This window comes from Cupriavidus phytohabitans (assembly GCF_000426345.1).
GTDB lineage: Bacteria > Pseudomonadota > Gammaproteobacteria > Burkholderiales > Burkholderiaceae > Cupriavidus.
In genome coordinates this window covers 1-14820 of record NZ_AUFE01000017.1, presented here as the reverse complement: position 1 = coordinate 14820, position 14820 = coordinate 1, and the positions used below count along the sequence as shown (strand labels likewise).

Genomic DNA, 14820 nt, shown 5'->3' with positions numbered 1-14820 from the left:
CGCGCCGCGGATGAGCTGCGCGCCTAACCGCGCGTACGAAGCTCTTGAGCCTGGGTAAACACGCATTGAGGCATGGAGTAACGAGGATAATAATTATATTTATGATCATAAATTGACTGCCTCGACATGGAGCTCTCTCCCAAGCCACGCATAGCCGGTTCCCGGCGCACCAAGCGGTCCGACCAGGTTGTGAGCGATATCAAGCGCTGGATCGTGCAATCCCGCCGACAGGTAGGTGACAAGCTGCCCCAGGAAGCTGCCCTCATCGAGCAGTTGGGGGTAGCCAGGGGAACGGTGCGCGAAGCACTGGCTACCTTGCAGGCTCAGGGCCTGATCACCACGCAGACCGGACCGAATGGCGGGGCGACGCTGACGCAGCCGACTTATGACCGCTGTCTGGAGGCGGTTTCCAACTTCATGTACTTCGAAACGGTCGACATCGCGACGCTATATGCGTTGCGTCGCGTGGTCGAGCCTGAACTCGCCGCCAACGTTGCGGCCCGGCTGACCGAGAACGATCTGTCGGAGCTGGAATCCCTGATCGGGCTCAGCCATCCCGAGCACGGCGGCAGCGGCGACTGGAACGAGCGCCGCGAGGCGGACCTGCTGTTCCATGACCGGCTTGCCGACGCGTGCAGCAGCCCCATGCTGGCGCTGTTTTGCCGTCTGCTCAACGACATCATTCGGCGCGTCATCGCCGTGCGCAACACGCAGGAAGGCTTCGGCGCGTTCGACGAGGAGATCTTCCATGGCCATTCCGCACTGATGGAGGCGTTCCATGCGCGAGATCCGGAGCGGGCGCGCGAACTGATGCGCCAGCACATCGAGCAGGCGGAAAAACTCGCGCTCGAAGCCGAGGTCCGGGTAACCCGGGAGCGTTTGCTGCTGGACGCGCCGGACTGAGTTCCTACGCCCCGTGGCAACCACGGGGTTCCATTGGCATGTTCCGTTGCTGACCCCATCAGCCAGGGGAGGGCAGCGTTTTATCCAAAAATAAACGGAGACACAAGTATGAGCCTGGATTCAACCCTCTGGCGCGGGAGTGCCGCCAGCATTGCCGCCGCGGTAAGAAAACGTGAAGTGTCGTGCCGTGAAGTCGTGACGAGCGTGCTGGCGCGCATTGAAGAGATCAATCCGCGCATCAATGCCCTTGCCGAAGTCCTTGCGGAAGAAGCGCTCGCAAGCGCCGATGCCGCCGATCGGCTGGTGGCGGGAGGCGGGCCGCTTGGTCCGCTGCATGGCGTGCCTGTCACCATCAAGATCAATGTTGACCAGGCCGGGCACGCCACCACCAACGGGGTCGTCACCATGCGCGATCACATCGCCCATGAAGACGCACCAGTAGTGGCGAACTGGCGCAACGCCGGCGCCATCATGGTGGGACGCAGCAACACGGCCACATACTCGTCTCGCTGGTTCACGGACAACGCGGTGCACGGGCGCACGCTGAACCCCTGGCATCCCGATATCACACCCGGAGGATCCAGTGGCGGTGCCGCCGCCGCAGTCGCGAGCGGCATGGGCGCTTTGGCCCACGGCAACGACATCGGCGGCTCGATCCGCTACCCGGCCTATGCCTGCGGCGTGGCCGGCCTGCGGCCAACCACGGGCCGGGTGCCAGCCTTCAACCCCAGCGCCACGGTGGAACGCAGCATTACCCCGCAGATGATGTCGGTGCAGGGACCGCTTGGCCGAAGCATTGCAGATTTGCGAATCGGGTATCACGCCATGGCGCGCTACGATGCGCGCGATCCTGGCTGGGTGCCCGTTCCCCACGAATTCCCGGCGTCCGATGTGCCGGTCCGGGTTGCGCTGTTCAAGCGTTGCCCCGGGATTCCGCTCGATCCCGCGGTCGGCCAGGCATTGGATAGCGCCGCGTATTGGCTGAGTCAGGCGGGATACGAAGTCGAGGAAGTTGACCTGCCTCACTTCGCGGAGGCTGCCGAACTGTGGCGCGTCCTGATCAATGACGATAGCCGCCGCAGCATCATTGCCGGCGTCGAACAGCATGGCGATGAGGCCATGCGGCGCAGCCAGGCCTATATGCTGGCCGGCATGCGCGAGACAGATCGTGACGGATTTCTCGATGCCCTTGCGCGTCGCCAGACTTTGGCCAGAAGCTGGTCGATCTTCCTGCAGCGCTATCCGCTGGTGCTGTTGCCGGTTTCCTGGCAGTTGCCGGCGCGGCAGAATGAGGACATCGCGGGACTCGAGCAGGCCAGGGCGCTGATCGACGCGCAGAGTCCCTTGCTGGCCACGGCCATGCTCGGTGTACCCGGCATTTCGGTGCCGACGGGTCTTGCCGAGGGCATCCCCGTCGGCGTCCAGCTGGTGGCATGGCGCTTTCGGGAGGACCTGTTGCTTCAGGCGGGCCAGGTTATCGAAGACGCCGCCAATTTCACGCCATTGACCGACCGGCAAGCCCTGTAACCAGATCGAGAATCACCATGACCTTTCGTACCTCGGCATCAAACGGCTTGTCGCGTCGCATCTTTCTTGCGTCCGCCGGCGCCGGACTGCTCAGCGGCATGCTGCCTGCCGCCTCGCTGGCTCAGGCCGTTGGCCGCATTATCGTGCCGTTCCCTGCGGGCGGGCCTGCCGACTTCATGGGCCGATTGCTGGCCGAAAAATTGAAGGATCTCCTTGGCCGCACTGTCATTGTCGAAAACCGTCCCGGTGCGGGCACCCGGGTCGCGGCCGAGTTCCTGAAGAACTCGCCGGCCGATGGCAACACTGTATTGCTTGCACCGGTCGATCCCATGTTCATCGGGCCCCTGATCTACAGCAACATGCGGTATGACCCCCCCGTGGATTTCAAGGCCCTCACCGATGTCACCGGCGTCCAGTTCGGCATCGCTGTAAACGCCGCTTCGCCGCACAGGAACCTTGGGGATTTCATCCAGGCAGCCAGGGCCCGCCCGAAAGAGCAGGCGATCGGGATCAGCACGGTCGGTACCCTGCTGCATTTCCTTGCGGTCGAGTTCGTGGCGCAAGCGCGTATCGGCAGTACTCTCGCACCCTATCGCGGAGGCGGCCAGCTTGTGACGGAACTGCTTGGCAACCAGATCGCGGCCGCCATGGATGCCACGACGACGTTCCTGGAACACCATCGCGCCGGCAAGCTGCGCGTTCTTGCCGTGGCGGGCGAAAAGCGTGCCGATGCCCTGCCGGACGTGCCCACCTTTGCCGAACTCGGCTTCCCGAATCTCGTCGCATCGTCCCGTTACCTGCTCTACGTCAGGTCGAATACGGCGACCGATGCCATGTCGCAATGGTCACAGGCGGTACGCAAGGCGCTCGCGATGCCCGATGTAAGGGAAAAACTCCATCGGACCGGCTACGATCTCTTGTCCGGTTCGTCAGCGGAGGAGGTTGCCAAATACTCGAATGGACTGGCTGCACGCTGGGCACCTGTCATCAAGACGTCTGGATTCAAGGGGGATTGACCGACACGGTGGTGGTCGACGCGCGGTCATTGTTGATCCGGTGCATCGCCAAGCAGCAGTAGTGCTGCGATTTCATCCGGACTTGGCGTGTGGCACACCTTGATCGGGTCAAAAGGGAACTGCGACGGCTGATCCGTGTACCGGCCACGGAGGAGATGAGAACGGTAAGGGAGAGGTCGGTGCGAGGCCGCGCTTGGCGGGGGCCAAGCGACTTCGCCGCGGCGTATTCACCAGCACGCCGGAACTAGTCCCGCAATTCACGAGTACATCACGAACCATAACTCCAAGCACATCTCACAGACATAGCGACGATTCGCCTTAAGGAAAGATGCGTTTCGACGCCAGCTAATCCGTTGGCAGTCAAAAGTCTCGCGACACCATGACGAGTTTGGAACGCTATTAGTGAGGGCGCCACAAAGGTTATACTCCCCGCTTCACAACTAACGGATATAGACGTGGCCGCATCAACCAAAGCAATTACTCGGACGAGCGCAGTTTCCAAAAGCAAGCCTGCCGCAAGAAAACTGACAGCACCGACGAAAAAGGCGAGCGTGCTCGCACGTGAAGCCCAGGCAGCGAAGAAGCGTCTGCTGAAATTGCGCGCCGACACGAAGAAGGCAATCGAAGCGGCAAAGCGCGAGGTCGCACAGGCAACGGAAGCCGCGAAGTCCGCAGCTCGTTTCGAGAAGCAAGCCGCAAAGGACAAGCTCGCGGCAAAGAAGGCAAAGGCTGCGGGCGCAAAGAAGGCAACACGCAAGGTTGCCGCCAAGGTGGCGCCGCGTAAGGCAGCGGCCGGTACGAAGGCCTCGCCGAAGGCTGCTCCGCAGGCCGCAGTGAAAGCCGTGCCGAAGAAGCGGGCTGCCGCAAGGAAAGTGGCTCCAACTGTCGCGGCAACCGACGCTTCGGTGTGATCGTTGCCTTCGACCGGTACGGTACTTCGCCAACCGGTCGATGACGAAAGAGGGCGCACAGCGTGCGCCCAGCCTAATGCTCGCCTGGACCGCACATCGAGCCGATTCGCTTCGGCAAATCAATGCCGTCACGATCGACCTTCATTCCGCCAGTCCTGCTTTAGCTTCGCCTGGCGCAAATTGGTTCCTCGATGGGTACGACGAGATCGTACGCGAGCAGCTGCAATGGCACATGGTGCGGACTTCAAGGTAGAATCTCGCGCGCCGCTACAGGGCCGGACGCCGTGTTGGTCGCAGGCAGCGGACTCATAATCCGCCGGAGATATCCCACCGTGGGTTCGAATCCCACCCGGCCCACCACCACGTTTGCGTCTGCCGTTACTGCTCGATGAGCTGCGATTTATCCAGCTGACTGGCGAGGCGCTACTCGCTCCATATCGCGTCGACATCCCTCGTAAGATGTCCCGCGAGAATGTAATCCCCGAGCTGCGCCGCTTTTGCCTCCAGGCGCTCCAGTTCACTGGCAGGCAGATCGCTCAATGCAAATTGACAGTAGAGATTGCGCTGACGGAACGTCTCCTTCCGCCGACGCAGTCCAGCAGCAAGCGCCGCGGGGGTGTTGACCGCGATGCTCTCATGGCCGCGATACTGGACGCGTACCCCACGCTTATCCCCCAGCCGGCCAAGTTCAACCGCATCTTGCCAGCCAGTCTCGTAATCCAGATCCACGACTGTTACTCCCGCCGTTTCCAGGAGCTTCAGCGCCTGCCCTTTGGTGCCAGCTCGAGCTATCCCCATCTTCTCCTCCAACGCTGGCAGGGCTTGCGCCGGTTCGCGCACTTCATAGCCCAGGCCTCATGTTGCGTCGCAAAATTGTAATCGGAATCCGTCGATTTTGGCCAAAACGAGGCCCAAAAGCTGAAATGCTGGAAGGGAGATAGAAGCAAGCCCGTTGCCGTTAAAGCGCTCAGAATTAGCGCACGGAGAGCAGGTATCGGTTCTCGCCAAGTACTTCGTCAGGCAGGTGTTGCATGTCAGATTGCCTGGAAGCGAGCGATTGCATCCTGTACTGGCTCTCATTGGTGGCAACAGCCTTGTGAAAACCTGAATCAGGCATACGCTTCGCCCGAAAGGAGGCTGCCTTGCCTTTCAACTAAGGTAAGGGGCATTCCCGGGTTAGCTGGTCCCTCTCGCTCATGCCTGGGGAGTGGCACACAGCCGGTCAATAGTTCTATGTGCGTCCAGATAGCGCTGTTCCCATTGGTCATCGCATGGCGCTTCTCGCAGCAACGCGGCGATGTCTAGTCATTTTCCAGCATTGCCTCTAGGTTGCTGGTGATGATTTAGAGCCTTCACGCTTTTTGACCGTTCATAATCCGGAGAGAGGTAAATTGTTCTGCCATAAAGTTTCAAATGGTATTAAACTGCCTTCTATCTGATCTCTCGAGGAAAGGAAAACAGTAAATGGCAACCTACAAGGAACTGATGGCGCAGAAGGCCGCCCTGGAAGCTCACCTGGAAGAAGTACGTGCCAATGAAGTCGCATCGGTCATCGAACAGATTCAGAATCTGATGGCCGAATACGGGCTGACTGTCGACGACATTACGAAGCGCCGTCGTGGCCGTCCGGCAGGCAGTGGCACAGTCAAGGCGAAATCGGCGCTGCCCCCGAAATACCAAGATCCGAAGACCGGCAAGACGTGGTCCGGCCGTGGTCGCCAACCGGCCTGGCTGGGCAAGAACCCCAACAAGTTCCTGATCGCAGAGGCGGCGTAATTCAGGCCCTCGCCCGTCCGACAGCATAGCGTCCAACCCCTGCATGCAGGGGTTTTCTTTTCTGAGCAAGCGCCAAGTCATTCTTGCAGGGAACCAAGGCTAGACCTGGCGTACGGATGGCTGGCTAACTTCCGCTGTCTGGACTTACCCTAAAGCCCAACAACCACGCGCCGCACACTTGTTTTGGGTCGACGGATTCGCCAATTGCGTAACTGGCGAAAGCTTAAAAGCCGCGCTGCCGTGCGTCCATGGAGCGCGCATGTTTATCGGCATGCGTGCCCTCAACCGCCAAGGCGAAGAGTGGCCCGGACCCAGCAGCCTTCCCCGGTATTCCTCGATGAACCAAAAGAAAACCCTCGGCGTGAAAACGCCGAGGGCGGAGCGTCTGCTGGCGGGTCGCAACCACCAGCGTAGTGATATTGCCATCGGGCGATCCTTCGCTTCCATCCCCCGATGTAGGGGATGCCCACGGCCCGAGCTCTCACGTGATTGCGAAGCGGATTTTATATCACATCTTGATGTGAACAGCCGTAGTGACGCGTCCGTGCGAGGACCACTCAGTTCTTTCGATGTTTTTGGCACTCTTGGTATTTTCCCGAAGTTGTCTTTACATTGCCTTCCCGGAATAATCGCGCCCTCAGCCACCGCCGAGCAGCGGCAGAAAGGGGTTGTTGTCCACAAGTAAAGGAGTCCACGTGTTTCGCTTCGAGTATGGAACGAGCAATGTCTATGCGCAGCTTGGCTTCGCTGACGCAGATGAAATCCCGCTTAAGGCGGGCATTGTGCGGGACATCACCGAACGGATTCGGGGGCGTGGACTGACGGTTTGCCAGGCCGCCACCCTCGTGGAAGCATCCCAAGCGGATCTGCTCCTGGCCCTTTGCGGCAAGTTCCAAGCTTTTCGCGCGACAGAGCTACACGGCTGGCTCAAGCGGCTAAGCTAGCCCGCTAGCGGGGGTGATTGTGCTTCCGCTGAATAATGATACGCCGGCGCGAGAAATCCTCTTTGAAATCAACAGTTTGTGCACAACGACAATTCCGCGGAAAGCTCTTTGCGCAACTCGTTGATACAGAACGGGCTTTCTTGCTGAAACCGTGTCAATCAGCACCGAAAGCACCATCACCCCATCAAGGCTTACAATCTGAATATCACTCGCGCGTTGTTTCTACAGGGCGGTGCACCGCAGCGCTACATTGAAGCGCTGCGTATTAGCTTGTTTCTTTCAGCGAGTTCGGCAGATGTCCGTCAGGCGATTCTTGCCGGGCACGCGGCAGGCCAAGTCCTCGCCGGCACAATGCCTGTCGACACGGATTCTGATGAGCTACGCCTTGCATTTGGCTTTGATAGGGTCATTGCCGATGATGCTGCCGAAGCGGTCTTCCACGCCGGACAGCTAGATGCCTTCCATCGCCATGAGCAACAGCTCATAGATGTTCCACATAGTCCTGGTCCGCTGGCACCGTTCCTGAAAAAGCTGGCCACCATCCAAGCGGCGGAGCGTTACCTTTCCGCAAACGATCCTCCCTTCGGTGGACACTGTCGACCTCAACCTGACAGGTGGGGGGGTCATCATGGAAATCGATATCCTTGGCATCGATCTCGCCAAACGAGTGTTCCAGCTGCATGGCGCTGACCACCGCGGACGGCCCGTACATCGAGCGAAGGTCTCCCGTGGCTCGCTCCTGGAAGCAGAGATCGCTACGCGATGCGTGTAGCGGCCCAGTAGTCCAGGACGTGCCGGGGGCCGCCGAACGGCTCCTTAGCATAGACGACCCACTCTGTGTGGCGCGGGCCGACAAGATGGCCGAGGATGGTTCACCCGCGTTCTTTCAGCGCACCCTGGGTCACGAAGCCGGCCATAGCTTTGCCTACGTGCACAAGCTGGAGCACCGGCCGGCCTATCGTATGATGAATTTTCTGGTACGTGAAGTTCGCAACCCAGTCAACCGGTTACGTTCCTGTCGTCCCCGCCCCTTAGTATTGCTGCGGGGACGCAAATAGCATCTGTATTAGAAATTATGGCGGATGCCGACAGCCGCGCCGAACATCGAGCTGTGTCCGGTGCCCAGGAAGTATCCGTTAATAAAGCTGACTGCGGACGTGTCGAAATTCAGCCCGGCATTCTTTGAATACGCGGTGGTCAGATAGATGTCAGTCCGCTTGGAAAGGCGGTAGTCGGCAATGAAGGAGACCTGCCACGGGTTCTTCATACTCCTATCGCCAAATTTCTTGATGTCGTCGTAGTAGTAGGCCAAGGTCAGCTCAATTGCCTGAGTGAGGTTGTAGTTGGCGCCCGCCCAGTAGAAGTCATCACGCAAAACCGTTGAGCCATCGGCACCCCTGCTCTGACCCCAGCGGTAGCCAGCCATCAGCTTGGCGCGCCCGTCGAAGCTGTAGCTTGCGGCGACGGCGGCTTTCTTGAAGCTACCAGTGTCGCCCGCCGTGGTCAGCGTCGGGTTGTACTGGTTGTACCCCGCGGTTGCGGAAAAGGGGCCGGAATCGTACGTCAATGCGGCGCCATAGCCGGTGTCGCGACGAAACTGCCCAGGGACTTCGCCGTTGCCGAGGAACCCATTGCCAAACGACCAGTTGGCGCTTGCAGTCAGCGGGCCGAACACTCCCGTGTACTTCAATGTGTTGTCAGAACGGAAGTCCATGCCGATCTGTGCCACGATCGGTTCATACTGCGTTGAGAAAGCTGTCGGCGAGAAGTTCGCCAGTGCGTCGAACCAGCTGATGTACTGTCGACCAAAAGTGAAGGTACCAATCCCCTTGTTATCGAAGCCGATAAAGGCCTGGCGACCAAACAGGCGCCCTCCTTGCTGCATCATGCCATTGTCCACACCGAAGCCGCCTTCCAGCACAAAGATCGCGTTCAGGCCGCCACCCAGATCTTCAGTTCCCCGCATGCCAAAACGAGAGCCCGACAAGCCGCCCGAGTTCAGGCGGTAGAGGCTTGTGCCGGGCCCGGTGGTAAATCCGTTTTCGACGGACGGAGTCACGGTCGAGAAGTGATTGACATACTCGAGGTTGGCGTCAACCCCTCCATACAGCAACACACCGGATTGAGCCTGCGCACCGCCACAGGCAAGCCAAGCGCCCAGCGTCAGCGCGGCATTGCGGCATTTGATTCCATACGTCGATTTCATTCCTGTCTCCTTTTCGTGGTGAAGTCTTCTGGCATGAGGGGACGCCTCTTATGGGCGTGTTCATCCATTCGCCCTGTTCGTGTCGAAACGGGCGGCCTGGTCGGAACTGCTACTGAGAGGGCAAGAGCCGCACGGGCCAGCGGTGGACGTACTACGCCGGAAGGTCCGTGCAAGCGGGAACACCGCGGCGCGTGAATGCACGCTGACAGCACCGCAACAGCGTGCTGTCAGCGGTCAGCTCGAGTGCCTCACGCGCTACGAGGGGCGAGCAGACTCGGCCGATCATGGTTGACCGGGCGAGGCTTCCGCGGCGAATGGAGTTAGCCGAAGCCTGTCGATTTCTGGTGAGCTGTCATGGCTTCCGTCGCGTCAGCCAACGTACAAGAAGCAGGACTAGCGCGGTCGCGGTAATCAGAACGGTCGCCACTGCTGTGATGGTCGGTGTGATCTCCAGCATCAAGTCGTTGTACATCTTCTTCGGCACGGTGTTAATCGTGCCCGCGAGAAACACGCTCACGATGACTTCGTCAAAGCTGATCACGAAGGCAAAGATCCAGGCTGCGGCCAGATTGGGCGCCAGCGTCGGCAACACCACCCGTCGCATGGTCTGTGACCAGCTCGCGCCCAGGCTCCATGCCACCTGTTCCATGCGGATATCGAAGCTGCGGACCGCTGTGTTGAGAACCATGACCACGAAAGGAATAGCGAGCAGGGTGTGTGCGAGAACCAAGCCCGTGATCGTGCCGAGCAGATTCCAGCGCGCGTAGAAGAAATACAGCGCGATGGCGATAATGACGCCCGGCAAAATCAGCGGCAGCATCAGATTCGCTTCGGCCACCGCGCGCCATCGCGGTTGCCCGCGACCCAGACCATAGCTCGCCAGGCTTCCGAGCATGACTGCCGCGCTCGCGGTCAGCGTCGCGACCAATGCGCTATTGGAGAACGCATCAATCCAGTCATCATCCGACAATAGAACCTGAAACCATCGCAGTGACCATCCCGGTGGCGGGAAGGTGAGGGCGTTTGCTGAAGAGAGTGACATGGGTAGCACGATGGCCACCGGGATCAACAGAAAGCCGAGGGTCAGCAAAGCCCAGATCCGGAGCCATAGCGCAGTCGTTATACGTGCCCCATTCATGATGTTGTCTCCGTCATTCGATTCAGGCGAAGGAAGACCGCAAAGACTGCAAGCGCAAACGCTAGCAACGCTGTTGATATGGCGGCCGCCAGCGACCATTCCGACGTCTCGTTGATCAGCGTGTCGAGCAGATTGCCGAGAAGCGGCACCTTGCCCCCGCCGAGAATGGCCGGGGTAATGTAGAAGCCAAGGCTGAGCATGAATAACAACAAGGCGGACACCCCCAGTGCGGGCAATGACAAAGGGAAGAAGACCCGCCAGAAGATCTGCCGCCTGGATGCGCCCAGTGACGCCGCCGCCCGCAGGAGGCGATCATCGATACGCAACATGGCGGTGAGCAGGGGCAACACCAGAAAAGGCAGGAGTACATTGGCCATGCCAATCGTGACGCCGACTTCTGAGTACAAAAGCGTCAACGGCTCGCGGATCAATCCCGTGGCGAGGAGAGTCCGATTCACCAGGCCCGCGTTTCCCAGGACAACAATCCACGCATAGGTGCGTACCAGGATGCTCACCCAGAATGTCATCAATACCAGCGTCATCACCGCGGCGCGACGGCGCTCCGGGAGTCCGCGCATCCAGTACGCCAGTGGATATCCAAGCAGGACGCAGACAACCGTAGCGATCAGGCTCACGCGCAAGGTGTCCACGAAAACGCGAAAATACGCTTTCGTCGTCCACGCTTCTTTGAAGTACTGCAGGGTGAGGCCAGCACTGCCGTGCACCGACTTCGCCAGCAGGCCGCCCAATGAGTAATCAAAGACGATCAGAAAAAGGGCCAGGAGCGGTAAAGCGCGCCAGCCGTTTGCGTCAGGCATGATTCGATGCCAACGGGAGGAGGACATAGTAGTCATGGTGCGACCGTGGGGCGTTCAGGCGTTCAGGCGTTGAGAAGGAAGTTCGACCAGATCTTGTTCACTTCCGGTCCGTTCTTCTGCCACCATTGGGCGTTCTGTTTGAACTGGGCTTGTAGGTTGGCCTTCGCAGTAGGGAAGGACTGGAACGCCTTGGCGCCCAGGAGTCCTTCAAGTTGCGGGCTATTGCCACTCAGAGGCAACACCTTTGCCGCGACCATCTGATTCTTCGCGACAGTCACTTCATGCAGAAACTTCATGGCCAGGTCTTTGGTAGCGGGGTCCTGCCCGCGCGGTACGACAAGCCAGGCAATGTCGTACATGCCTTGATTGAAGGTTGAGCGAATTCCCGGCTCCCTTTCGATACCGGCCGACCAGGTCACCGCATACTGGACTTCGTTGTCCTTCAGTAGTTGAAGCGGTTGTGTACCAGTTTTCCACCACACCGAGACATGGCTCTTGATGCTTTCCAGCTTCCGCATGGCGCGATTCACATCAAGAGGGAACAGTCTGTCCAGTTCCACTCCGTCAGCCAGTAAGGCGAATGCCAGCGCGTAATGCGGATAGGCAGACATGCATCGCTTGCCAGGAAAACGTTGCACATTGAAGAAGTCCGCCCATGTCTGCGGAGCCTTGTTGCCCTCGCGCCAGGCCATGACCGTGGAGAAATACTGATAGCCCATGCCGTAGTCATCGCGGGCCTCTGGGAACATCGGGTCCGGATTGATCGCCGCCCAGTCGAGCTTCTCCAGCAAGTTGAGCTCGCGTGCTTGTGCCAGGGTCGACGAGCCAAGCTCGAACAGCGCGGCGTTGATACGGCCGCTCTCCACCATCGCACGCAACTTGCCCAGGGACGAGGGCGCCTCGCGAATCACGCGCACGCCATACTTCTCAGTAAAAGGTGGAATGTAGGCCGCGGCGATGGATTCACCAGTGGTCCCGCCGGAATCGATAAGGCGAATGCTCGTGGATCCTGCCGCAAATACCTTGGGAGAGGCTACGATCAGGGAGGCTGCGGGTGCGGACAGCAAGAAGTCGCGACGATTCATGGAACGTTCTCCAGGGAATGGGATGTGTGTCGGGCCGTTAGAAGCGGGACGAGGCGGGGTGCCCCGTGGACGCGGCGTGATATCGATGTTTCAGGTGCAAGGCCAGGCGTCTTCGGCACGCCAGGAGGCATGCACGCGCTCCCCCGGTGAAATGCTTGCGGCAGGAGCGGTCGCCGGGATATTGGCCACCATCTCACCACCGCCGTCCAGGGCGATGTGTTGGCGTATGGATGGTCCGAGGTAGACGGTGTGACGAACATGGCCCGACACACCGAAGCCGTCTTGTTCACGGTTAATCCTGAGCCGCTCAGGGCGCACGACGGCTTGCCCGCCATCGGGCGTTTCGACGAAGTTCGCCATGCCAAGGAAGGTCGCGACGAAGGGATTGGCCGGCCTGAGATAGGCCTCGTTCGGAGGCGCGACTTGTTGCAGTCGCCCTTGATCGATGACGGCCAGGCGGTCGGAAAGAGAGAGTGCTTCCTCCTGATCGTGCGTGACCAGAATCATGGTCACACCAAGAGACCGCTGCAGCTCCTTCAATTCAACTTGCAGGCGTTCGCGCAATTGCCGGTCCAGCGCACCCAAGGGCTCGTCCAGCAGCACGATCGATGGCCGGAATACCAGTGCACGCGCAAGCGCGACCCGCTGCTGCTGACCGCCTGAAAGCTGCGAAGGGCGCCGGTCCCGGACTGCGGTGAGTTGAACTCTTTCCAGCATCTCGTTGACCCTCTCGACGATCTCGTGCCGTGGACGGCGCCTGATCGAAAGCGGAAAGGCCACGTTGTCGAAAACCGAGAGGTTGGGAAAGAGTGCGTAGTTCTGAAACACTACGCCAATGCCTCGCTGAGCCGGCTCCAGGGCAGTGACGTCATGGTCGCCAATCAACAGCCTGCCGCGAGTGGGAGCCGCCATCCCCGCGATCAGAGACAGCAACGTTGTTTTTCCAGATCCGCTGGGGCCCAGGATGGTGAAGAGTTCACCCGGCTTGACGTGCAGGTCGATCTCATGCAGCACCGTCGTGCTGCCATAGGATTTTCCCAGGCCTTCCAGCGTGATCGAGTTTGAGCGCGATGACGCCCTGGAATCTCCCTTCAGGGAGGGCATATTCGGCTTCGAATTTGCACGGATGATTCGGTCCCTCGTCGTTTCCATCGAGTTCAACCTTTCGTGACAATGAGTCTGCATAGGCGGGCGGCGCCTGGACCGAGGCCCAGGCAGCCAAGTCCTTAAAGATTGTTCAACTGCAGGGAAGAGGCAAATTCAGCCAAGCAGTCGTTGTTCCCACTCGCTGAGCGCGGTGTCCAGCCGATCCATCATGTCGTCGATCTGGTCGGGCCGAATGCACAAAGGGGGACAGATCATGATCGGCAACCCTCTGCGTAGCGCCGCACTACGACGGGGGCCATACAAGGTCCCATAGATCGCGAGGCCGTTTTTGAGGGCATAGGCCTGGAATAGTCGTTCTGCCCCTTTGTCGACGTCGAAGTATTCCCGTCGCTCCTTCGACTCAACCAGTTCGATCGCCATGAACAGACCCCAGCCGCGGACGTCAGCCACTGTGGGATGCTCCTTCAGCATCTTGGTGTGCTCGAACAAGTAAGGGCTCATTGCGGCGGTTTGCTCTATCAGCTTGTCTTCCTGGAGGATCTGCAGCGTTGCCAGTCCTGCCGCACAGGCCATGGGATGGCCCTGGTACGTGAAGCCGTGCAGGAAATATGCGCCGTCTTTGCGGAAGGGCTCGTTCACCTGATCGCTCACCAGCACAGCGGCGAGCGGCAGATTTGAACCGGAGATGCCTTTGGCCAGTGTCATCAAATCGGGCTCGACATCAAAATGTTCCATTGCGAACCACCGGCCGGTCCTGCCGAACCCTGTTACCACCTCGTCCGCAATGAGGAGCACGTTGTGCTCGTCGCAGATGCGGCGGATTTCTTGCCAATAGCTTGCGGGGGGAACAAGGCCGTAGTCCGCGCCGACGCCATGTGGCGTGGCAATGAAGGCGGCCACGGTGTCTGGGTTATTGAAGTACAACACTCGCTCCAGCTCTTGCGCACACTGCACGCCCCATGCATCGCGACTCATGCCAGGTGGCATGTGAACTTCGCTGTATTGGGCCATGTGAAGCCAAGGGGACATGACCGGATCGAAGGTCTTCCTGTAGCCGGGATTGCCTGCCAGCGACATGGTTGCCAGCGTCATGCCGTGATAGGACTCAAAGTAGCTCACCACCTTGTATTTGCTGGTGGCCCCGGTCAGTACGTGATATTGCCTGGCAAGCTTGAGCGCGGAATCGACCGCTTCGCTGCCGCCGCTGCATAGATAAACAGCATTCAGAGATGGTGAGGCGATGGTCGCCAGAGCCTCGCAGAGCTCGGCGCGTCTGCGGTTGGCAAACGTGGGGTGGACATACGCATAACGATCGAACTGTTCACTCAGCGCCGCCTTCATCCGCGCGTCGCCGTGGCCAATGTTGACGGACATCGGGCCGCCAGACGC

General features: G+C 59.7%; 14 protein-coding genes, 1 tRNA gene and 1 pseudogene. 8 read left to right on the top strand and 8 right to left on the bottom strand.

Translation table 11 applies throughout. The features are described 5' to 3' along the window. Positions 1-189 precede the first annotated feature (189 nt). The 5 genes from K309_RS0114695 to K309_RS0114675 all read left to right on the top strand — a co-directional run bounded on the left by K309_RS0114695 (position 190) and on the right by K309_RS0114675 (position 4717). Positions 190-903, top strand: coding sequence for a FadR/GntR family transcriptional regulator (locus K309_RS0114695; RefSeq protein ID WP_232232388.1), 714 nt, complete (start codon positions 190-192; stop codon positions 901-903). 108 nt (positions 904-1011) lie between these two features. Then, positions 1012-2430, top strand: a complete 1419-nt coding sequence (locus K309_RS0114690) for an amidase family protein (protein WP_029047134.1) — start codon at positions 1012-1014, stop codon at positions 2428-2430. Between the two features lie 17 nt (positions 2431-2447). Continuing rightward, complete coding sequence (locus K309_RS0114685; RefSeq protein ID WP_029047133.1) at positions 2448-3446, top strand: Bug family tripartite tricarboxylate transporter substrate binding protein; 999 nt, start codon at positions 2448-2450, stop codon at positions 3444-3446. A 455-nt stretch (positions 3447-3901) separates the two neighbouring features. Then, entirely contained in the window at positions 3902-4357 is a 456-nt protein-coding gene (locus tag K309_RS0114680; RefSeq protein WP_029047132.1) for a hypothetical protein, read from the top strand. 272 nt (positions 4358-4629) lie between these two features. Then, positions 4630-4717 (top strand) — tRNA-Ile (locus K309_RS0114675). A 63-nt stretch (positions 4718-4780) separates the two neighbouring features. Here the strand turns inward: K309_RS0114675 and K309_RS39950 are convergent. Further along, complete coding sequence (locus K309_RS39950; protein WP_084402435.1) at positions 4781-5155, bottom strand: PHA-granule associated protein 4; 375 nt, start codon at positions 5153-5155, stop codon at positions 4781-4783. A 666-nt stretch (positions 5156-5821) separates the two neighbouring features. Here K309_RS39950 and K309_RS0114665 point away from each other — a divergent pair. The 3 genes from K309_RS0114665 (at position 5822) to K309_RS43955 (ending at position 7767) form a co-directional block, all read left to right on the top strand. Further along, positions 5822-6133, top strand: coding sequence for an H-NS histone family protein (locus K309_RS0114665; protein WP_029047130.1), 312 nt, complete (start codon positions 5822-5824; stop codon positions 6131-6133). Between the two features lie 695 nt (positions 6134-6828). After that, a complete protein-coding gene (locus K309_RS0114660) occupies positions 6829-7077 on the top strand; it encodes an XRE family transcriptional regulator (RefSeq protein ID WP_029047129.1) in 249 nt (82 codons plus the stop codon). A gap of 183 nt (positions 7078-7260) precedes the next feature. Then, complete coding sequence (locus K309_RS43955; RefSeq protein ID WP_084402434.1) at positions 7261-7767, top strand: 5'-nucleotidase; 507 nt, start codon at positions 7261-7263, stop codon at positions 7765-7767. 48 nt (positions 7768-7815) lie between these two features. Here the strand turns inward: K309_RS43955 and K309_RS42445 are convergent. The 7 genes and pseudogenes from K309_RS42445 to K309_RS36565 all read right to left on the bottom strand — a co-directional run. Then, positions 7816-7937 (bottom strand): annotated as a pseudogene (locus K309_RS42445) (transposase); the annotation flags it as partial. Between the two features lie 206 nt (positions 7938-8143). Next, positions 8144-9283: a porin gene (locus tag K309_RS0114650; RefSeq protein ID WP_035877541.1), complete on the bottom strand. Its 1140-nt coding sequence runs from the start codon at positions 9281-9283 to the stop codon at positions 8144-8146. 352 nt (positions 9284-9635) lie between these two features. After that, positions 9636-10421, bottom strand: coding sequence for an ABC transporter permease (locus K309_RS0114645; protein WP_029047126.1), 786 nt, complete (start codon positions 10419-10421; stop codon positions 9636-9638). Then, complete coding sequence (locus tag K309_RS0114640; RefSeq protein WP_051320466.1) at positions 10418-11239, bottom strand: ABC transporter permease; 822 nt, start codon at positions 11237-11239, stop codon at positions 10418-10420. The genes K309_RS0114645 and K309_RS0114640 overlap by 4 nt, the downstream gene beginning before the upstream one ends. 62 nt (positions 11240-11301) lie before the next feature. After that, a complete protein-coding gene (locus tag K309_RS39205; RefSeq protein ID WP_051320465.1) occupies positions 11302-12324 on the bottom strand; it encodes an extracellular solute-binding protein in 1023 nt (340 codons plus the stop codon). Positions 12325-12414: 90 nt separating this feature from the next. Beyond that, entirely contained in the window at positions 12415-13428 is a 1014-nt protein-coding gene (locus tag K309_RS36570) for an ABC transporter ATP-binding protein (protein WP_051320477.1), read from the bottom strand. Between the two features lie 156 nt (positions 13429-13584). Beyond that, positions 13585-14820 (bottom strand): aminotransferase family protein (locus K309_RS36565; RefSeq protein WP_051320464.1); only part of this gene is annotated, 1236 nt, incomplete at its 5' end.